Here is a 21,085-nt window from a genome sequence, read left to right as displayed (position 1 = left end):
TCTGTTATGCAAACAGATCGACGCCCATAGTTCGCTGGCCTGATGGAGGCTGATGAGCGAACGACCATGAGCGAACAAATCCCCGTCCGAACCGTAGAAGCATCTCCAACCATAAAAAACATTCCCGCACGCCCAATGAAGGCGACGGCAAAATCCAGCGACAATCAAATCCACACCCGCAGCTTCACCGGCCTTTTCCGCACCTTGCGTATGAGCGGCGCGGGGTTTCTGTTTTTGTTGTTTTTCGGCACGGTGTGGCTGAACTGGGGCGGGCGTCAGGCCGTGCTCTGGGATCTGTCGGAAAGCAAATTCCACATCTTCGGCGCGACCTTCTGGCCACAGGATTTCATCTTGCTGTCGGCACTGCTGATCATCGCCGCGTTCGGCCTGTTCGCCATCACCGTGTTTGCCGGCCGGGTCTGGTGCGGTTACACCTGCCCGCAGAGCTCGTGGACGTGGATTTTCATGTGGTGCGAGAAGCTCACTGAAGGCGAACGCAACCAGCGGATCAAACTGCAAGCGGCGCCGTGGAGCCTGAACAAACTGGCGCGCCGTGCCGCCAAACACACTTTGTGGCTGGCGATCAGCGTGCTGACCGGGCTGACTTTTGTCGGCTACTTCACGCCGATTCGTCCGCTGGCCGAAGAGTTGCTGACGTTGCAAATCGGCGGGGTCAGTCTGTTCTGGGTGCTGTTCTTTACCGCCGCCACTTACATTAACGCCGGTTGGCTGCGCGAAGCGGTGTGCATGCACATGTGCCCGTATGCGCGATTCCAGAGCGTGATGTTCGACAAAGACACCCTCACGATTGCCTACGACGTGGCGCGCGGCGAAAACCGTGGCCCGCGCAAACGCGATGTGAAACCCGCCGAAGCCGGTTTGGGCGACTGCATCGACTGCCAACTGTGTGTGCAGGTATGTCCGACCGGCATCGACATCCGCGACGGTTTGCAGATGGAATGCATCGGTTGCGCGGCGTGTATCGATGCCTGCGATTCGATCATGGACAAAATGAACTACCCGCGCGGGCTGATCCGCTATAGCTCTGAACGCGAACTGCAGGGCGGTAAAACCCACCTGCTGCGGCCTCGGCTGATCGGTTACACGGTGGTGTTGCTGCTGATGATCGGCGCACTCGCCCTGGCGTTGGTCGAACGGCCGATGGTCTCGCTGGACGTGACCAAGGATCGCGGGTTGTTCCGGGAGAACGCTCAGGGCCAGATCGAAAACATCTACAGTCTCAAAGTCATCAACAAAACCCAGCAGCGTCAGGTTTACAATCTGAGCCTTTTGGATGGCGACGGCTTTCAGTTGCAGGGTAAGACCGAATTGAGCCTGGCGCCCGGGGAGATTGTCGATGTGCCGGTGTCGGTGGCAATGACGACGGAACGGCCCGCGAGTAGTTCGCAGACGTTGAATTTCAAAGTGAGTGACAGCGATGAGCCTGAGGTTTACAGCGTGGCCAAAAGCCGGTTTGTGGCGCCGATGAATCGCTGATCCGTCAGCCGCTCCCCCCTCACCCCAGCCCTCTCCCCCGAGGGGGCGAGGGGGAAAGGGAGCAGATCTCCATGTAATTCAAATCCTGAGTTCGACTGTAATTTCTCAGGTCGATGCAAATTGAACAATCAACTCGGTCAGTCCCATCTCCCTCCGGGAGAGGGCTAGGGTGAGGGGCTTTCCCCCAGACACCCATCAATCAACAAGCACCAAGGCTCCTCGATGAAACGCTACGAAAAATTCGCCGACGACATCGCTGAACTGATCCGCTCCGGCGTCCTCGGCCCCGGCCAGCGCGTGCCTTCGGTGCGCTACGCCAGCCAGACCTACGGCGTCAGCCCCTCCACCGTGTTCCAGGCCTACTACCTGCTCGAGCGCCGAGGCCTGATCCGCGCCCGCCCCCGTTCCGGCTACTTCGTCAACGCCCACGCGCCGAGCCCGTTCTCGGAGCCGGTGATCAGCCACCAGGTCAACGAATCCACCGAAGTCGACGTCAGTGAACTGGTGTTCTCGGTACTCGATTCGATCAAAGATCCAAACACCGTGCCCTTCGGCTCAGCCTTCCCCAGCCCGACCCTGTTCCCCCTGCAACGCCTGTCCCGGTCGCTGGCCAGCGCCGCGCGGGAGATGGATCCGCGCATGGTCGTCACCGACATGTCGCCGGGCAACCCGCAACTGCGCCGCCAGATCGCCCTGCGTTACATGGTCGGCGGCCTTATGCTGCCAATGGAAGAGTTGCTGATCACCAACGGCGCCCTCGAAGCGCTGAACCTGTGCCTGCAAGCAGTGACCGAACCCGGCGATCTGGTGGCCATCGAAGCGCCAGCGTTCTATGCGAGCCTGCAAGTACTTGAACGCCTGAAACTCAAAGCCGTGGAAATCCCCGTGCACCCGCGCGACGGCATCGATCTCAATGTGCTCGCGCAGACGCTCGAACGTCACCCGATCAAAGCCTGCTGGTGCATGACCAGTTTCCAGAACCCGATGGGCGCAACCATGCCCGAGGAAAAGAAACAGGAACTGGTCGAACTGCTGCGCCGTCACCAAGTGCCGCTGATCGAAGACGACGTCTATGCCGAACTCTATTACGGCCAGCAAGCGCCGAAACCGGCGAAAGCCTTCGACACCGAAGGTCTGGTCATGCATTGCGGTTCGTTCGCAAAAAGCCTGGCCCCCGGCTACCGCATCGGCTGGGTCGCTGCCGGGCGCTACGCGCAGAAAATCGAGCGGCTCAAGCTGATGACCTCGCTGTGCGCCTCGATGCCCGCGCAAGCAGCGATTGCCGACTACCTGCAACACGGCGGCTACGACCGCCACCTGCGCAAATTGCGCTATGCCCTGGAAGAGCAGCAAAGCGCCATGCTCGCCGCCATCGCCCGTTACTTCCCGGCCCAGACACGCGTCAGCCAACCCGCCGGCGGCTACTTTTTGTGGCTGGAACTGCCAGAGCAGATGGATTCTTTGAAGTTGTTTCAGATGGCGCTGGCACAAGGCATCAGCATCGCCCCAGGGCCGATTTTTTCGCCGACGCAGCGCTTCAGAAATTGCATCCGCCTGAACTATGGCAGCCCGTGGACGGAAGATTCGGAGAAGGCGATGGAGACGTTGGGGCGGATTGTGCGGTCGTTCTGACAGGTTGATGTTGCCGCGATTTTTGCTATCGCCAGCAGGCTAGCTCCCACAATGGTTATGTGTCGTTCACACATCCAATGTGGGAGCGGGCTTGCTCGCGAAGAGGCCAGAATTGCCAATACATACTTAGTTTGTTTGAACCTATACCCCAATGCACCTCACTATTCCGGACGAATGGCTCATAACTTCGCAAATACCTGTCAACTCTGACAGGTGACAGTAATGACTTCTGTTGGCTAAATAGTGTGAGCTGAAATTTCAGCATCTTCACTTATCTTCAATTGGCTAGGGAGAACTACGATGTCAAACAGAACCATTCTGCATCAAGTGAATTTTGATGACGGTAAAAGATATGACTGGGGAATGATTGAAACTTTTGAACGATGTGAGTTGGTTGAAGACACTCAGCGTCCTGGGAAATGCCTTGTCACCAAAATTTTTGACCGCGCGGGTCTGGACTGCCCTCAAAGGACGCTTGAGCACCTCTCTGGTCAAAAGCTCACGGTTTCGTTTGACTTACGCGTAGAAAATGCAACAAAGGGTTTCTTATACGTTGCCGTAGTGAGCAATGGTAAATATTTTGATGTAAGAAGCCCAGTGCCCACCAACAAATGGCAACGCTATACAATTCCTGTAGATCTGACGGGAGTGGCGAAAAATTCCTTGGACTTGAAAGTTTCCTATTCTGAGAAAGACCCAACTACACGGGCTTTTTTCGACAACATAATTATCGAGAATTGACTCAACCCTCTAATAAGTGTCTTCGCAACCAAGTTTCCTTGCTTGCGAAGAGCCCTTCCAAAAAAATTCAAATTAACGCCCGCCACCCAAATCAACAAACGTCCCCGTCGCATACGAAGCCTTGTCCGACAACAACCAGACAATCGCCTCCGCCACCTCATCCGGCCGCCCCCCACGGGCCATCGGAATCGCTGACTCAAGCTTGCTGACCCGATCCGGATCGCCGCTCAGTGCGTGGAAATCGGTGTAGATGTAACCCGGGCGCACCGCGTTAACGCGAATGCCCTCGCCTGCCACTTCCTTGGACAGGCCGATGGTGAACGTATCCAGCGCGCCTTTGGAGGCGGCGTAATCGACGTATTCATTCGGGGAACCCAATCGCGAAGCCACCGATGAGACGTTGACGATGCTGCCGCCCTGCCCGCCGTGCTTGGGCGACATGCGCAGGATCGCGTGCTTGGCACAGAGGATCGGTGCCAAAACATTGGTTTTCATGATTTTGAGGATGCGGAATTCGGACATTTCGTCAACCCGCGATTTGTGCCCGACGGTGCCGGCGTTGTTAACCAGGGCGGTGACCCGGCCCAGTTCGGTGTCGACGCGCTGAAACAACGCAACCACTTCGTCTTCAATGCTGACGTCGGCGCGAACCGCAATGGCTTGTGCGCCCAGTGCACGGACTTGCTCCAGCACGCTATGCGCGGCCTGTTCATCCGACTGGTAGTTGATGCAGATCCGATAGCCTTGTTCGGCCGCCAACAACGCCGTAGCAGCGCCAATCCCGCGCCCGCCACCGGTGATCACAATGACTTTATCCATGCTGGCCCTTCCCCCGAATGCACCCATAACAGTCGGGGGAAAGAATAACCGCCATTGCCGGGTTTTGCATGGGTTGTGTTGGGGGCAGCCCCTTCCCCCCTGTGAACACAATTAACAGTGAACACTGTCTTCCTGTGAACACACATCCCCTGTGGCGAGGGGATTTATCCCCGTTGGGCTGCGAAGCGGCCCCAAAATCAGCCAGTGCGGTGTGTCAGCAAGAACCGGGGTCCAAGTTAAAGGGGCTGCTGCGCAACCCAACGGGGATAAATCCCCTCACCACAGGATGTTGTCTCAGGCAGGAATCAGTTGTTCGCCGCGCACGATGTCCTGCATAAACCGCTCCGCCGGCATCGGGTGCCCCAGCAAATACCCTTGCAACGAATCACAGCCCAATTGCGTCAGAAAATCCTGCTGCACGCCGGTCTCCACGCCTTCAGCAACAATGCGCAAACCCAGCGCCTGGCCCAGCGCGACAATCGCCGAAACGATCGCCGCATCATCGCTGTCATGCTCCAGATCACGCACAAACCCACGATCAATCTTCAATTCGTTGGCCGGCAAACGCTTGAGGTACATCAGGCTCGAATAACCGGTACCAAAGTCGTCGATCGACAAATCGACGCCCATGTCCGACAACTCCTGCAACACAGTCATGCTCGCATCAGCATCACTCATCGCCGTGGTTTCGGTGATTTCCAGGGTCAGGCTGTTGGCCGGCAGACGATGAGTCGCCAAAGCTTTGGCCACGCTCTGCACCAACCCGGCATGACAGAATTGCAACGCCGACAGGTTCACGGCGATGCGCCAGTCGGTGTAACCGAGCACGAACCACTCGCGCATCTGCCGGCAGGCTTCATTGAGCACCCACTCGCCGATCGGAATGATCAAGCCGGTTTTCTCCGCCAGATCAATAAACTTGTCCGGCATCAGCATGCCGTGCAGCGGATGCTCCCAGCGCAGCAGCGCCTCGGCACCGACCGGGCGACCGTTGGCTGCGTCGAATTTAGGTTGGTAATGCAGGCTGAACTGGCTGTGTTCCAGCGCCGCACGCAAATCCTGCAGCAGTTGCAGTTGCTTGCGCGCATTGCTGTTCATCGACGCGTCGAAGAAGCTGTAACCGTTTTTGCCGCCACCTTTGGCGTGGTACATCGCCGCGTCGGCGTTCATCAGCAGTTCCTGCGTGGTCTGGCCATTGCCCGGATACAGGGCGATGCCGACGCTGGCAGAGATCTGCAAATCGTGCTCAGCCACGCGGAACGAACGGGCGATCAGGCCGACCTGACGCGCCGCCAGGCTCAATGCGTCGTTCGTTTCGGCGAGGCGCACCAGCAAAACAAATTCGTCGCCGCCGATCCGCGCGAGGGTGTCCTGGCTGCGCAGATCTTCGCGCAGGCGTTGCGCCACTTCGCGCAGCAACTGGTCCCCCATGTGATGGCCGAACGCATCGTTGACTGGTTTGAAGCCATCCAGATCGATGAACATCAAGGCGAAACAACCGCCCTGTTCATGCACCTTTTTCATCGCCTGATTGATGCGGTCATCGAGCAACATGCGGTTCGGCAAACCGGTCAGCGTGTCGTGCAGGGCCAGTTGCGTCAGTTCGCGGTTGGCTGCGGTCAGCGAGTGCGCCAGATCAGCGGTGCGAGCTTCGAGGCGGGCATCAAGAATCGAGGTGAGCAAGGCGATCGACAGCACCGCCAACGTGGTAATCAGCACCAGACTGTCGAGGCCATTGCCCTTCAGGCCATCGATGGTCGCGCCGCAGAAGCTGCCGTCAGGAAACTTCGCAGCGGCCATGCCGGTGTAATGCATGCCGACAATGGCGATGCCCATGATCACCGCCGCACCGCCACGGATCAGCCGTACATAAGGCGAATGCTGGCGCAGGCGAAAGGCAATCCACAGCGCGGCGGCCGAGGCGCCGACCGCGATCAGCAACGACGCGCTGAACAGTGTCGGGTCGTAATCGATGCCTGGGGTCATGCGCATGGCAGCCATGCCGGTGTAATGCATGGTGCTGATACCGGCGCCCATGATCAGCGCACCGAAGGCCAGTTGCCAGATTGGTAGCTTCGGCTGACTGACCAGCCATAGCGCAAAGCCGCACGACAGCACGGCGATCAGCAGCGACAGCGCGGTGATGCCAATGTCGTAACCCAGATCAATCGGCAGTTTGAAGGCGAGCATGCCAATGAAGTGCATCGACCAGACGCCGACCCCCATGGCCAATGCGCCGCCCGCCGTCCAGAAATGCACGGCGCGGCCCTTGGCCGTGGCAATGCGCCCGCTGAGATCGAGCGCGGTGTAAGAGGCGAGAATCGCCACGCACAACGAGATGAGTACGAGGGTGGAGGAATAGCTACCAGTGAGCATGAAATTTCTCGTGACCACCCAAACCGTACTGCGTCCATTCTCGGCTGGGCAAATGCGGCGATTGTACTGATTGCGCGGAAGAACGCACTGACAAAGTAAGCAAATTGCCATCAACCCGATGAAACGCTTGTTTGATCGTCCTACAAGGCTCTGGGAAGCACCTTTCCCCCTGTAGGAGCTGCCGAAGGCTGCGATCTTTTGATTTGGTTTTCAAGATCAAAAGATCGCAGCCTGCGGCAGCTCCTACAGGGGGGGGAGCGGGCTTATTTGCTGTCGGTTACATCCAGTTGGCCATCCCAGCCACCACCCAGCGCGGCGATCAGTTGCACGCTGGCGATCAGGCGGCTCTGCAGAATGTTCAGCACGCTGCGTTCGTTGCTCAGTGCCGTGGCTTGCACCACCACGACGTCGATATAGGCGATTAGCCCGGCCTTGTACTGGTTTTCCGTCAGGCGCAGAGAGTCGCGCGCCGCATCCAGCGCTTCCTGGCGCACGGCGGCTTCGTCCTGATACACCTTGAGCTGCACCAGATAGTTTTCCACTTCGCGGAAACCGTCGAGCACGGTCTGGCGGTATTTGGCCACGGTCTGGTCGTACACGGCTTCGGTGCGATCAACTTCTGCGGAGCGGATACCGCCGTCAAACAGCGGCAGATCCAGTTTCGGCCCGACCGACCAGAAGCGGTTCGGCAAGCTGACCAGGTCTTGCGAGGTACTGCTGCTGTAACCACCGCTCAGACTCAGCGACAGATCCGGGTAATACGCCGCTTTCGCCACACCAATATTAGCGTTGGCCGCAATCACCGAGCGTTCAGCCGAGGCGATGTCCGGGCGACGTTCCAGCAGTTGCGACGGCAAGCTCAACGGCACTTGCGGCAGGTTCGGGATGTTCTGGGTTTCGGCAATGTTGAATTCGGCCGGCGCCTGCCCGGTCAGCACGGCAATGGCGTTTTCGAATTGCGCGCGTTGCCAGATCAGATCGACCAGATCGGCCTGTGTGCTTTTCAACTGGGTTTGCGCCTGCGCCACCGCGTCACGTCCGGACACACCGGCGCGATACTGGTTCTGAGTCATTTTCAGCGAACGCTCGTACGCCGCCACCGTGGCTTCGAGCAAACGTTTCTGCTGATCGATCACGCGCAATTGCAGGTAGTTCTGCACCAGCTCCGACTGCTGGCTCAGGCGCATCGCCGCCAGATCGGCATAACTCGCTTGAGCACTGGCCTGATCGGCCTCAAGACCACGGCGCAGTTTGCCCCAGATATCGGCTTCCCAACTGACGCCCAGTTGCGCGTTGTAAGTGTCGCGGATACCGCTGGAAGAACTGCTCAAACTCGAACTGCTGCTGCCGGTGCCCTGGCTGGAGCGGGTTTTGCCCACGCTCAGGTCAACGCTCGGATAGAACGCGCCGCGCGCACTGCGTACCAAGGCCTGCGCCTGACGGAATTGCGCTTCCGATTGCGCGACGGTCTGGTTGGAGCTGTTGAGCTTTTCGATCAGGCCGTTGAGCTGCCGATCGCCGTACAGCTCCCACCAGGCGCCACGGGCCAGCGAGTCGCTCGGATTGGCCTGACGCCAGCCTTCGGCTTCTTTGTACTGAGCGATTTCGGCGGTCTGCGGGCGCTGGTAGTCCGGGCCGACAGCGCAGGCACTGAGCATCGCCACGCACAGCGACAGGCTCAATAGACGCGAGCCGCGCACAGTGGCCATATGGATAAGCGAACGATCAGTCATAGCGGAGTTTCCAGAGCGGCGTCAGTACGCACGCCACGCCATTTGTTGAAACGATGGCGCAGCTTGTCGAGATAGAGGTAAACCACAGGGGTGGTGTAAAGCGTCAGCACCTGGCTGAAAATCAGCCCGCCGATGATGGTCAGGCCTAATGGCTGGCGCATTTCTGCACCTTCCGCGCGGCTGAGCAGCAACGGCAAGGCGCCGAGAATCGCTGCCAGCGTGGTCATCAGAATCGGCCGCAGACGTTGCAGGCAAGCACTGCGGATCGACTCCAGAGGAGTCATGCCTTGGTGGCGTTCGAGTTGCAGCGCCAGGTCGATCATCAGAATCGCGTTTTTCTTTACCACGCCAATCAACAGGAACAGGCCGAGCAGCGAGATCAGGCTGAACTCGCCACCCAGCGCATAGATCGACAGCAACGCGCCGACCCCGGCCGACGGCAACGTCGACAGAATCGTCAGCGGGTGAATGTAGCTTTCATACAGCACACCCAACACCAGATACACCGCGAGCAACGCGCCAAGAATCATGAACGGCTGGCTCTTCTGCGTGGCGGCGAAAGCATCGGCGGTACCGGCCATTTTTGCGATGACGTCTTCTGGCAAGCCAAGTTTGGCAATCGCCCGTTCGATGGCGGCACTGCCCTGCTCCACCGTCACGCCTTCGGCCATATCGAAGGAAATGTCCTCGGAGGCGAACTGCCCTTCGTGGCTGACGCGGTCGTCTTCCAGACTGCTTTCATAGTGGGCAAAGGTCGACAACGGCACGCGCGCACCGTCGGCGGTAATCACCTGTACTTGCTTGAGCGTCACCGGATCCTGCGCATATTTCGGGTTGACCTCCATCACCACCTGATACTGGTTGAGGCTGTCGTAGATCGTCGAAATCTGCCGCTGGCTGTAGGCGTTGTTCAGCACCGAAGTGACCATGTCCATATCGATGCCCAGACGCTTCGCCTGATCACGGTCGACAATCAGCGTCACCTGTTGCGCGCCTCGGCCTTCGCGGGCATCAATGGCGGTCAACTCTGGCAGCGCACGCAACGCGGTCACCACTTTCGGGTACCACTCGCGCAGCGAACCCAGGTCTGCACTTTGCAGGATGTAACTGTACTGCGAGGTGGTCTGTTCACGGCCACCGCCGAACTGCAGATCCTGATCCGCCATCAGCATCAATTGCGCCCCAGCCACCTTGGGCATTTCCTTGCGCAGTCGCTCGATGACTTTCTGCGCCGATATTTGACGATCCTTGATCGGTTTCAAACGCACGAGCATGAAGGCGTTGTTGGTGCCGTTGGTGCCGCCGATAAACCCGGCAACACTTTCCACCGCTTCGTCCTTGAGCACAGCACGACGGAAAATTTCCATTTTCGGCTGCATCACACTGAACGACAGACCATCGTCGCCGCGCACGAAACCGATCAACTGGCCGGTGTCCTGCTGCGGCATGAAAGTTTTCGGCACGACCACATACAAAGCAACGTTGACGCCGACCGTGATCAACAGACTGAGCAAGGTCAGGCGGCGATGACGCAGCACCCAATCGAGGCTGGTAGCGTATTTGCCAACCATCCAGTCGTTGGTGCGGCGGCTGAAACGTTGCAGACGGTTTTCCTGCCCCGGCGTGTGCGGTTTGAGCCAGCGCGCGCAGAGCATCGGCGTCAGCGTCAGGGACACCACCAGCGATACCACAATCGACGCCGCCAAGGTGATGGAGAATTCGCGGAACAGGCTCTCGATGATCCCGCCCATAAACAGGATCGACAGGAACACCGCCACCAGCGAGACGTTCATCGACAGCAAGGTAAAACCGACTTCCTTGGCCCCGAGGTAAGCAGCCTCCATCGGTTTGACGCCTTCGTCGATGTGCCGGGAAATGTTCTCCAGCACCACGATGGCGTCGTCGACCACCAGACCGGTGGCCAGAATCAGCGCCATCAGCGACAGGTTGTTCAGCGAGAATCCATAGAGGTACATCACCGCAAAGGTGCCGACCAGCGACACCGGTACCGCCAACGTCGGGATCAGCGAGGCGCGGAAGTTACCGAGGAACAGGAACACCACCAGAATCACCAGCGCCACGGCGATCAGCAGGGTCATTTCCGCTTCGTGCAACGTCGCCTTGATCACCGGCGAGCGATCCATCGCCAGATTAAGCTTCACGCTGGCTGGCAATACCGCTTGCAGTGCCGGCAGTTGCGCCTTGATTTCGTTGACGGTCTCGATGATGTTGGCACCTGCCTGACGGTTGATCACCAGCAACACCGCGGCGTCATCGTTGAAGAAACCGCTGTTGTAGCGGTCTTCGACACCGTCGCTGACTTTGGCCACGTCTTTGAGGCGCAACGCGGCGCCATCGGCGTAGTGGATGATCAGCGACTCGTAATCCTTGGCTTTCTCCAGTTGATCGTTGGCCTGGATCTGCCACAACCGCTGGCCGTCCTCGACCGAACCTTTGGGCCGGCGCACGTTGGCGTCAGCAATGGTTTTGCGTACGTCATCCAGCGCCACGCCGTACTGGTTCAGCGCCTGCGGTTCGAGTTCGATGCGCACTGCCGGCAACGAACTGCCGCCGATCTGCACTTCGCCGACGCCCTGCACCTGCGACAGGCTCTGCGACAGAATCGTCGAGGCCAAATCGTAAAGCTGACCTTTTTCCAGCACATCCGAGGTCAGCGACAGCACCATGATCGGCGCCTGTGACGGGTTGACCTTTTTATAGGTTGGCATGCTGCGCATCCCGCTCGGCAACAGATTGCGCGAGGCGTTGATCGCCGCCTGCACTTCCCGCGCCGCACCGTTGATGTCGCGGTCGAGGTCAAATTGCAGAATGACCCGCGTCGAACCCTGGCTGGAGCGGCTGCTCATGGTGTTGACGCCGGCGATGGCGCCGAACGAGCGCTCCAGCGGCGTGGCCACGGTGGACGCCATGACCTCCGGACTGGCACCGGGCAGGCTGGCCTGCACGACAATCACCGGGAAATCCATTTGCGGCAGCGGCGCCACCGGCAGCAGGCCGAAGCTGACACCGCCCAGCAGCATGATCGCCAGGCTCAGCAGCATGGTCGCGACCGGGCGCTTGATGAAAGGACCGGACAGATTCATTGACCGCAATCCCCGCCTACACCGCGAATCCCTGTGGGAGCGAGCCTGCTCGCGAATGCGATCTGACATTCATCATTGGTGTTGCCTGATAGGCCGCTTTCGCGAGCAGGCTCGCTCCCACAAGGAATGTGCGATGTTTGAGAAGTCATACCGGCACCTCTGCGCTGTCGGCATTGGTTTTGCCAAACCGGCGACCGAGGCGGTCGAAGTACAGGTAGATCACTGGCGTGGTGAACAACGTCAGTACCTGGCTCACCAGCAACCCGCCAACCATCACCAAACCCAGCGGCTGACGCAATTCCGCGCCAGAGCCGGTGGCGAGCATCAGCGGCACCGCGCCGAACAGCGCCGCCAGCGTGGTCATCAGAATCGGCCGGAAACGCAACAGCGCGGCTTGATAGATCGCCTGCTCGGGCGCCATGCCCTGATTGCGTTCGGCATCAAGGGCGAAGTCGATCATCATGATCGCGTTTTTCTTCACGATACCGATCAGCAAAATGATGCCGATGATCGCGATCATCCCCAGATCATTGCCACTGAGCAACAGTGCCAGCAAGGCACCGACCGCCGCCGACGGTAAGGTCGAGAGAATGGTGATCGGGTGGATGTAGCTCTCGTAGAGCACGCCGAGAACGATGTACATGGTCACCACCGCCGCCAGAATCAGCAGCAAGGTACTCGACAGCGACGCCTGAAATGCTTCGGCCGCGCCCTGGAACTGCGTCTGCACGCCGACCGGCATGCCGATGTCCTTCTGCACTTGATCGATGATGTCCACCGCATGCCCCAGCGCCACGCCCGGCGCAAGGTTGAACGACATCATCACCGCCGGGAACTGGCCGATGTGGGTGATCGCCAGTTGTGCCTGACGCTCCTCGACGTGGGCCAGACTCGACAGGCGCACCTGCGCGCCATCCGTGGTTTTCACGTGGATCTGGTCCAGTGCCTGCGGGCCGATTTTCTCGCCGGACTGCGCTTGCAGCACCACGCGGTATTGGCTGGCCTGGGTGTAGATGGTCGAAATCTGCCGCTGACCGAACGCGTCGTACAGTGCATCGGTGATATTCGCCACCGACACACCCAGGCGCGAGGCCGCATCGCGGTCAATCACCAGGTACACCTGCAAGCCTTTGTCCTGCAAATCACTGGCGACGTCGGTCAGTTCCGGGCGTTGCGCCAATGCCTCGACCAAACGCCCGCTCCATTCACTGAGCAACTCCGAGTCTGGCGACGACATGCTGAATTGGTATTGCGTGCGGCTGACACGGTCTTCGATGGTCAGATCCTGCACCGGCTGCATAAACAGACGGATGCCGACCAGTTTGTCCAGGTTCGGCTGCAGGCGGGCAATCACTTCCGTGGCGGTGAGATCCCGTTGATTGTGCGGTTTGAGGTTGATCAGCAAGCGGCCGCTATTCAGTGTCGAGTTATCGCCGTCGACACCGATGTAGGACGACAGGCTTTGTACCGCCGGGTCTTCAAGAATGATCTTCGCCAGTTCTTGCTGGCGCTCGCCCATGGCGGCGAAGGAAATTGATTGCGGCGCCTCGGAAATGCCCTGAATCACTCCGGTATCCTGCACCGGAAAGAAGCCTTTCGGCACGATCATGTAAAGGAACACGGTCAACGCCAAAGTGCCGATAGCGACCAGCAGGGTCAGCGGTTGGTGCTTGAGCACCCAACGCAGCATCCGCCCGTACTCGGCGATCATCCAGTCGATCACCGCGCCACTGGCACGGTAGAAGCGGCCCTGCTCATGCGCCTCCGGTTCACGCTTGAGCAAACGTGCGCACATCATTGGCGTCAGGGTCAGCGAGACCACCAGGGAAATCAGGATCGCTACCGCGAGGGTGATGGCAAATTCACGGAACAAGCGCCCGACCACATCCGCCATGAACAGCAGCGGAATCAGTACGGCGATCAACGACAGGGTCAGGGAAATCAAGGTGAAGCCAATCTGCTTGGCGCCCTTGAGCGCCGCTTGCATGGGGCTGTCGCCCTCTTCGATAAATCGAGAGATGTTTTCCAGCATGACGATGGCATCGTCGACCACAAAACCGGTGGCGATGGTCAACGCCATCAGCGTCAGGTTGTTCACCGAGAAACCGGCGAGGTACATCACGCCAAAGGTGCCGATCAGCGACAACGGCACCGCCACCGATGGAATGATCGTGGCGCTGGCACGACGCAAGAACAGGAACGTGACCATGACCACCAGCGCGATGGCGATCAGCAGTTCGTGCTGAACATCGGTTACCGAGGCGCGAATGGTTTGCGTACGGTCGGTCAGTACCGTGACATCGAGGCCGGCCGGCAGGTTGTCGGTGATGCTTGGCAGCAGCGCCTTGATCCGGTCGACCACTTCAATGACGTTGGCGCCCGGCTGACGCTGAATGTTCAGCAACACTGCCTGATTCTGGTTGGCCCACGCGGCGAGACGTTCGTTCTCGGCACCATCGACGATTTCCGCAACATCCTTGAGTCGCAACGGCGCGCCGTTTTTGTAGGCGAGGATCAGGTTGGCGTAATCCTTGGGCGACGTCAGTTGATCGTTGGCGTCGAGCATCGATACCCGGGTCGGGCCGTCGAAGTTACCTTTCGGCTGGTTGACGTTGGAGGCACCGATCAAGGTGCGCACGTCAGACAGATTGAGACTGTTGGCCGCCAAGGCTTCCGGGTTGACCTTGATCCGCACCGCCTGACGCTGACCGCCGGCGATGCTGACCATGCCGACGCCGCTGATCTGGGCGATTTTCTGCGCCATGCGCGTATCGACCAGATCATTAAGTTTGGGCAGCAACATGGTTTTCGAGGTGATGGCCAGGGTCAACACCGGGGTGTCTGCCGGGTTGACCTTGTTGTACACCGGCGGTGCCGGCAAGTCGGTTGGCAGCAGATTGGTCGCAGCGTTGATCGCGGCCTGCACCTGTTGTTCGGCAACATCCATGTTGATGTCGAGGCTGAAACGCAGGGTCAGCACCGACGCGCCGCCGGAGCTGGTCGAGGCCATTTGCGTCAGACCCGGCATCTGCCCGAACTGACGTTCAAGTGGCGCGGTCACGGCGCTGGTCATTACGTCCGGGCTGGCGCCGGGATACAGGGTCATGACGCGGATGGTCGGGTAATCGACTTGCGGCAACGCCGAGACCGGCAGCAGGCGATAAGCGATCAGGCCGGCCAGAACAATGGCCAGCATGCTCAGGGTGGTGGCTACCGGACGGAGGATGAACAGCCGCGAAATGTTCATGCGCCCTTCTTGGCCTTGTCAGTCACAGCAGCGTCTGGCGCGGCGGCAGCGGATTTGCCCTGCAAGTGTTCGGTTGGGGTGGTCGGCACGGCATTGCTGTCGTTGACCACTTCCACCTCACTGCCCTCTTTCAGGCGGTCGGTTCCTTCCAGCACCACACGGTCGCCGGCGGCCAGGCCTTCGGTGATCACGGTGTTATTACCATCACTGGCACCGATTTTCAGTTGGCGGATGGTGACTTTCTTGTCACCGTCGAGTGCATAAACAAAGGTGCCGTTGGTGCCGAACTGGATCGCAGCAGAAGGCGCCAGTACCACGCCTTTGAGGGTGTCGGCCAGCAAGTGCACGTTGACGAACTGATTCGGAAACAGCGCTTGATCGCGGTTGTCGTAACGGGCCTTGAATTTCAGGGTGCCGGTAGCGACGTCGATCTGGTTGTCGAGGCTTTGCAATACGCCAGTGGCTTGCAGTTTGGTGTCGCCACGATCCCACGCTTCGGCCGGCAGTTTGGCGCCGCTGCGGTAGCGGGCGAGCACGGTTTCGAGGCTGTTTTCCGGCAGCGTGAAGGCGACGCTGATCGGTTGGGTCTGGGTGATCACCGCGAGGAACGTGGTGTCGTTGGCCGCCACAAGGTTGCCGACGTCAACCTGACGCAGACCGACGCGACCGGCAATCGGTGCACGGATCTTGGTGAATTCAAGATTGAGCTTGGCGTCGTTGACCGCCGCCTGATTGGTTTTTACCGTGCCCAGATACTGGCCGACCAGCGCTTCGGCGGTGTCCAGTGTCTGCTTGGCAATACTGTCTTCCTTGAACAGACCGCGATAACGCTCGACGTCGACCTGAGCGTTCTTCAATTGCGCCTGATTCTGCAGCAAAGTGCCTTCGGCCTGCAGCAAGGCATTCTGGTAAGGACGCGGATCGATCTCTGCCAGCAGGTCGCCCGCCTTGACCATCTGCCCTTCTTCGAAATTGATCTTCACCAATTCGCCGCCCACCCGGCTGCGCACATTGATGGTGTTGAGCGCCGTTACCGTGCCCAGCGCCTTGTAATACAGCGGAAAGTCACCGGTAACCGCCGGCGCCACGCGCACCGGAATCGGCCCGGTGCCGCCGCCGAATCCTGGCCTCATCATCCCCGAACGCCCGGCATGACCGGCCGCCGCCTTATCACCGCCCTCCTTGTGGGCTGAACCGGCCGGCCAGAATTTCCAGCACAGGACAGCGATAACCAACAAGACAAGCAGGCTGATCAGCCAGCGACGGGTGTTGCGGGGGGACGATTGCATGGAGTGATTAACCATTGGGCGCGTGGGCTTCTTTTACGGGAGGCTGAACGATAAGCACTGGTGACGATTAAGCAAAGCAGCTTTACCGGCAATTTACCTTCATCTTACGTTTCAAGGTGTGAGGCAAAACACTGATACACAAATGAAAACGGCCTGGACAGAGCCAGGCCGTTAACAATTGTAAAGCGCTGTGGCAGAGCTTACTTCAGGACGGCCAGAGCAGCGTCGTAGTTCGGCTCTTCAGCGATTTCCTTGACCAGTTCGCTGTGCAGCACGTTGTCGTTCTCGTCCAGCACCACAACGGCACGGGCAGTCAGACCTTTCAGCGGGCCGTCAGCAATGGCTACGCCGTAGTTTTCGATGAACTCGGCACCGCGCAGGGTCGACAGGTTCTGTACGTTTTCCAGACCTTCGGCGCCGCAGAAGCGTGCTTGAGCGAACGGCAGGTCAGCGGAGATGCACAGCACGACAGTGTTGGCGACTTCGTTGGCCTGAGCGTTGAACTTGCGCACGGAAGTGGCGCAGGTCGGGGTGTCAACGCTTGGGAAGATGTTGAGGACTTTGCGCTTGCCGGCGAAGTCTTTCAGGGTGACGTCGGACAGATTGCCGGCAACCAGGGAAAAGGCTGGCGCCTTGGAACCGGCTTGTGGCAACTGGCCGTTGACTTGAACCGGATTGCCTTTAAGGGTGACTTGAGCCATGACTTGAGTCCTTCTAACGTTGTGGTTGGAGAGCATGCAAGAAGCGGAAGTTAACCACGAAATTGTCCGACGACCTATGCCCAAAATGAAATTGTCAGGTGCCGACGCACGAAATTGTATACAACCCGAGATCCCGGTAGGAGCTGCGGAAGGCTGCGATCTTTTGCTCCTCGAAACAAAATCAAGAGATCGCAGCGTGCCGCAGCTCCTGCACGGGGATGCGGGCGATCCTGATTTTTTCAACCATGCTGTCGATTCATGTCCGGCCCGTTCGATTAAGCAGTGAACCCCACACTTTTCGGAGTAACCGCCATGCGATTCATGATCCTCGTAAAAGCCAGCGCCGATTCGGAAGCCGGCGTCATGCCCAGTGAAGAACTGCTCACCGCGATGGGCAATTTCAACGAGGAACTGGCCAAGGCCGGCATCCTTGTCGAAGCGGACGGTTTACACCCGAGTAGCAAAGGCGCCCGTGTGCGCTTCTCCGGCGACAAACGTACGGTGACTGATGGCCCTTTCATCGAAACCAAGGAATTGGTCGCCGGGTATTGGATCTGGGACGTTAAATCCAAGGAAGAAGCCATTGAGTGGGTCAAGCGCTGCCCGAATCCTATGCCGGGCACCGATTCCGACATCGAGATTCGCCAGATATTCTCAGCTGAAGACTTTGGCCCGGAATTGACGCCGCAAGCGCGTGAGCAAGAAGAGCGAATCCGCGAGCAAGCAAAGAAAAACGCATAACCGAAAACACTGGATTAAGAACCGCTGAAGGCTGCGACCATCGATTGCTTTAGAAGCAAAAAAGTCCGCAGCCTTGTTTCACTCGAATACTGACAATCGGTCAGTCGGGCATTGAGCGGATTATGTCAGCCAGATCGTCCTTGGTTATTTCATTGGCTTTAATTGCTGCGGCGACATCCTTTTTTGAAAGAGGGAAGCGTTTGAAAATTTCTTTCAATGCTTCCGGATCGACATTGGCCAACCAAAGAGGATCGATAAAGGAACCGCCGTATTCAGGCTTCATGGGTACTTCTTCGTGAGCAATAGCACCTTTATGATTAAGATACACCACATAACGATCATGCCCTTCAGGAAAACTTTTATCGTGATATAGCGTAGCCCCTATAGGCAGGACATAGTAGTTTTCATCACCCTCTGCCCCCTCAATCAACAACGGTTCTTTAGTTTTGATCATCTTCATATCATGTCCCTTCGCAATATCGCCAAAAATCAGAGAAGCCAAAAAAATCGCATTGACGGATAGAATTACCACCAGCCATAGGCCCAGTCGCCTATTTGTAAACATTTTTCTTATCATAGGGGGCCTCAGTATTCGCTTCGAGCATGGCTTGTAAATCCGCTGGCATGAAGATCCCGTCCTGCGGGCTACTTTGCGTGCGCGCTGCCTGTCTCTCGATGAAAGAGAGACCTCGCATCTCATTAAATTTCGCTGGATTCTGCACAATGGACTTACCCGAAATCTTTGCTCCTGCAATTGTCACGGTTGTGCAGTTATTCGTGGTCGGATGATAGTTGGATGGCAACACATACCTTGCTGATGATGCCGTCTTTTTTCTCTGCTCTTTTTGCTGAGCGACAATACCGTCAAAATGAGCGATCACAGCCTCAGCTTTTGCATTATCCAAAAAATAAACAAACCCTGTTGTTGTACGCCCCAAACTGTTCTCACCCGAGACATATGCTTTGAAGGATAACCAAACGTTCAGCACGCCTTCGCCCTCGCTATCGAATGTGCCCCATGTCTTCCCATAGCGACCAAAGTCATAGGTAATGTCTTTGCTCCCCACTACCACATGTAAAGCTGCGTGACCGAAAGGATGCTCTTCTTTATCGCGAACGTAGGGACCACCCACTAGTACTTCCATGTAAGCACCGGACACGACTACCTGGTTGCTCTTTGTGGTTTTCCCTGATGTGCCTGTACTCTTTGCTGCCTGTGTTGTGCTGGTAGTTTTAATCGACTGAACCATTAAAGATGTTCCGTATCTTCAAGTTTCGGAAACTTTATGCTGCAGCTTCCTCTAGGAATATTTGCAACATGCACAAAGCCATTTTCGTCAAGGACGCCAGTCATCAAGGCTCCATCGGGCAGGGTCAATTCATATGCCTCGTAAGCGATAGGCTCATCTCTTTCGTTCAGCAACTGAAACTCGACAAAGGTTTTTTCTTTCAAAAACTGCGAAAAGAAGCTGGTGGGGGCGCCACCGCCAGACGCACCAACAAAGGTGTCGGGGGATCCAGCAGTAATCGTCGCTCCGCATGCCGTTTGGGAGCCGACGTGGGCAACGTCTTTACCCAACCCGAAAACATGAGGAGCCCCCGTCGTTATGGGATTGCTCCCGTGAACTGGGCAGGAATAAATATCTCCTACCAAAGCCACGGGCATTGAATTAACAAAAATAGGACTGGATCCAGTGGTGATATTTCCGCCGTGACTCCCTGGATCTCCAAGTCTTGCGACCGGCTTTCCTGCCATCGTTTCTCTCCTTTGAATATCACGATCTACGGATGTTACCTGATCTTTAATGCCTCCTGAACGACCGGCCCCCATCATTGCCAAACACCTTGATTGCTTCGCGTTTGCCGTGCATTGCTTTCATTAGAGGCTTGATCTCTGCCAATACCTGTTCACGCGGAATGCAGAGGCTTGGATTTTGATCGACTGCTCCCCTCAGGGGACGCTCTGCATTCGAACTATTGAATTGACGCAGAACGTCGAGGGCTGCATACCCAAGCGGAGCTTGGAAATGATCAAGGAATACATTCACAGGTTTCTCATCATCTCCCACGTGCGTGTTGATTGACTCGCCACTTTCGCAAGCAAGCCAGAAAACCCTGACAACTTACTACGCTGGACTGTGCAGCTGGCCGCTCTTTTGATCAAGCAAATGGCCGCTTCGCGCCCCAGCGGAAGCTAGCTCCCTTGCCACGAAAACATCTCGTTACTATCCAATTAGTACACAACCGAATAGCGAACAAGTACACAAAACCAAAGAATTAATACATTCGACTGGCAGACTTTGGATAAGCTGCTAGCGTAAACAAGACGTGTCCTAGAGGCTTGAAAAGAAAGGGATTACGCCGTACGGCCGACAAGTGCCGAGTTGTCCAGTGAGCCACCAGGGAATCGGGGATGAAGTTCAATCGAGTGGGGAAGACTCTTTTTCTGGCAAGTTCGCTGGCGGCTATGCCGTTCGCGCAAGCAGACAATGCCGAAGACTCCAATAAAAGTAACAACCCGCTGAACGTGGCGCCGGGCGCCAATCTTCAGGACTACTACACCCCCAAACTCTACGACAGCAACGCTCATACCAATGACGTCCTGCTGCGCGGCACGTTGCCGATCGCCCCGAACGACTTCATCGGTGTGCCGCAGCTGGTGCGCGCGACACTGCCCATCAGCACCCGCCCCGATCCGCATAACGGTTACAGCACCGGCATGGGCGATCTGAACCTGTTCGACATTTTTATTCTGAAAACCGAAGGCGTGCAGTTGGGCATTGGCCCGCTGATCACCGCGCCGACCGCCGAACAGGACGAGCTCGGCACCGGCAAATGGCAAGGGGGCCTCGCGGCTGTCGCGATCGACGCCTCCCCGCGCGGATTGCTCGGCGCACTGGTGCAGTATCAAAGTTCTTTCGCTGGCGACAGCGACCGCGCCCACGTTGAAAGCGCGACCATGCAGCCGTTCATCATCCATAACCTGGAAAAAGGCTGGTACCTGCGCTCCACCGGCACCTGGACGTTCGACCTGAAAAACGACACCCACTACATCCCGCTCGGTCTGGGTGTGGGCAAAGCCTGGAAATCGGGCGGCAACATCCTCAATGCTTTCGTCGAACCGCAGTGGACTGTCGATCGCAAGGGCGATGGCCTGCCGCAATTCGTCGTGTATACCGGGATTAACGTGACGTTTGGCAAGTAA

16 protein-coding genes are annotated in these 21,085 nt (G+C 57.8%); 6 read left to right on the top strand and 10 right to left on the bottom strand.

The window, feature by feature from the left end; genetic code table 11:
- Window positions 1–66 precede the first annotated feature (66 nt).
- From ccoG to ACIP1X_RS05075, 3 genes are all read left to right on the top strand, one after another.
- Entirely contained in the window at window positions 67–1,497 is a 1,431-nt protein-coding gene (ccoG, locus tag ACIP1X_RS05085; protein WP_282358577.1) for a cytochrome c oxidase accessory protein CcoG, read from the top strand.
- A gap of 222 nt (window positions 1,498–1,719) precedes the next feature.
- Window positions 1,720–3,129, top strand: coding sequence for a GntR family transcriptional regulator MpaR (mapR, locus tag ACIP1X_RS05080; RefSeq protein ID WP_053120604.1), 1,410 nt, complete (start codon window positions 1,720–1,722; stop codon window positions 3,127–3,129).
- A 300-nt stretch (window positions 3,130–3,429) separates the two neighbouring features.
- Window positions 3,430–3,870: a hypothetical protein gene (locus tag ACIP1X_RS05075; RefSeq protein WP_400749908.1), complete on the top strand. Its 441-nt coding sequence runs from the start codon at window positions 3,430–3,432 to the stop codon at window positions 3,868–3,870.
- 72 nt (window positions 3,871–3,942) lie between these two features.
- On the opposite strand, the gene ACIP1X_RS05070 is transcribed toward ACIP1X_RS05075, so the two are convergent.
- The 7 genes from ACIP1X_RS05070 to tpx all read right to left on the bottom strand — a co-directional run bounded on the left by ACIP1X_RS05070 (window position 3,943) and on the right by tpx (window position 17,139).
- Entirely contained in the window at window positions 3,943–4,689 is a 747-nt protein-coding gene (locus ACIP1X_RS05070) for an SDR family oxidoreductase (RefSeq protein WP_159812040.1), read from the bottom strand.
- A gap of 294 nt (window positions 4,690–4,983) precedes the next feature.
- The gene (locus ACIP1X_RS05065; protein ID WP_400749907.1) at window positions 4,984–7,065 is read right to left on the bottom strand and encodes a putative bifunctional diguanylate cyclase/phosphodiesterase; all 2,082 of its coding nucleotides are present in this window, start codon (window positions 7,063–7,065) and stop codon (window positions 4,984–4,986) included.
- A gap of 263 nt (window positions 7,066–7,328) precedes the next feature.
- Window positions 7,329–8,798 carry an efflux transporter outer membrane subunit gene (locus ACIP1X_RS05060; RefSeq protein WP_400749904.1) on the bottom strand — a complete coding sequence of 490 codons (1,470 nt, stop codon included), beginning with the start codon at window positions 8,796–8,798 and terminating at the stop codon, window positions 7,329–7,331.
- Window positions 8,795–11,902, bottom strand: a complete 3,108-nt coding sequence (locus tag ACIP1X_RS05055; protein WP_400749901.1) for an efflux RND transporter permease subunit — start codon at window positions 11,900–11,902, stop codon at window positions 8,795–8,797. Before ACIP1X_RS05055 ends, ACIP1X_RS05060 begins: the two co-directional genes overlap by 4 nt.
- Window positions 11,903–12,047: 145 nt before the next feature.
- Window positions 12,048–15,149, bottom strand: a complete 3,102-nt coding sequence (locus ACIP1X_RS05050) for an MdtB/MuxB family multidrug efflux RND transporter permease subunit (RefSeq protein WP_400644760.1) — start codon at window positions 15,147–15,149, stop codon at window positions 12,048–12,050.
- Entirely contained in the window at window positions 15,146–16,453 is a 1,308-nt protein-coding gene (locus tag ACIP1X_RS05045; protein ID WP_053120615.1) for an MdtA/MuxA family multidrug efflux RND transporter periplasmic adaptor subunit, read from the bottom strand. Before ACIP1X_RS05045 ends, ACIP1X_RS05050 begins: the two co-directional genes overlap by 4 nt.
- A gap of 185 nt (window positions 16,454–16,638) precedes the next feature.
- The gene (gene tpx / locus ACIP1X_RS05040; RefSeq protein WP_008086450.1) at window positions 16,639–17,139 is read right to left on the bottom strand and encodes a thiol peroxidase; all 501 of its coding nucleotides are present in this window, start codon (window positions 17,137–17,139) and stop codon (window positions 16,639–16,641) included.
- Between the two features lie 34 nt (window positions 17,140–17,173).
- Between tpx and ACIP1X_RS05035 the strand changes: the two genes are divergently transcribed.
- Together ACIP1X_RS05035 and ACIP1X_RS05030 are read left to right on the top strand one after the other, a co-directional pair.
- Entirely contained in the window at window positions 17,174–17,425 is a 252-nt protein-coding gene (locus tag ACIP1X_RS05035) for a hypothetical protein (RefSeq protein ID WP_400749898.1), read from the top strand.
- A 26-nt stretch (window positions 17,426–17,451) separates the two neighbouring features.
- Window positions 17,452–17,880 (top strand): YciI family protein, encoded by a 429-nt coding sequence (locus tag ACIP1X_RS05030; RefSeq protein WP_400644753.1) that lies wholly within the window; start codon window positions 17,452–17,454, stop codon window positions 17,878–17,880.
- Between the two features lie 100 nt (window positions 17,881–17,980).
- Here ACIP1X_RS05030 and ACIP1X_RS05025 read toward each other — a convergent pair whose 3' ends face one another.
- The 3 genes from ACIP1X_RS05025 to ACIP1X_RS05015 form a co-directional block, all read right to left on the bottom strand.
- The gene (locus ACIP1X_RS05025; protein WP_400749896.1) at window positions 17,981–18,340 is read right to left on the bottom strand and encodes a hypothetical protein; all 360 of its coding nucleotides are present in this window, start codon (window positions 18,338–18,340) and stop codon (window positions 17,981–17,983) included.
- A gap of 91 nt (window positions 18,341–18,431) precedes the next feature.
- On the bottom strand, window positions 18,432–19,130 hold the full coding sequence (locus ACIP1X_RS05020) for a hypothetical protein (protein WP_400749894.1): 699 nt from the start codon (window positions 19,128–19,130) through the stop codon (window positions 18,432–18,434).
- Window positions 19,130–19,714 carry a PAAR domain-containing protein gene (locus ACIP1X_RS05015; protein WP_400644746.1) on the bottom strand — a complete coding sequence of 195 codons (585 nt, stop codon included), beginning with the start codon at window positions 19,712–19,714 and terminating at the stop codon, window positions 19,130–19,132. The genes ACIP1X_RS05020 and ACIP1X_RS05015 overlap by 1 nt, the downstream gene beginning before the upstream one ends.
- Window positions 19,715–20,293: 579 nt before the next feature.
- Between ACIP1X_RS05015 and ACIP1X_RS05010 the strand changes: the two genes are divergently transcribed.
- On the top strand, window positions 20,294–21,085 hold the full coding sequence (locus ACIP1X_RS05010; protein WP_400749891.1) for a hypothetical protein: 792 nt from the start codon (window positions 20,294–20,296) through the stop codon (window positions 21,083–21,085).

Source organism: Pseudomonas sp. NPDC088885 (genome assembly GCF_044750025.1).
Classification (GTDB): Bacteria; Pseudomonadota; Gammaproteobacteria; order Pseudomonadales; family Pseudomonadaceae; genus Aquipseudomonas; species Aquipseudomonas rustica.
Note: the sequence above shows the minus strand (reverse complement) of the source record. Positions and strands in the feature narration are given on the sequence as shown.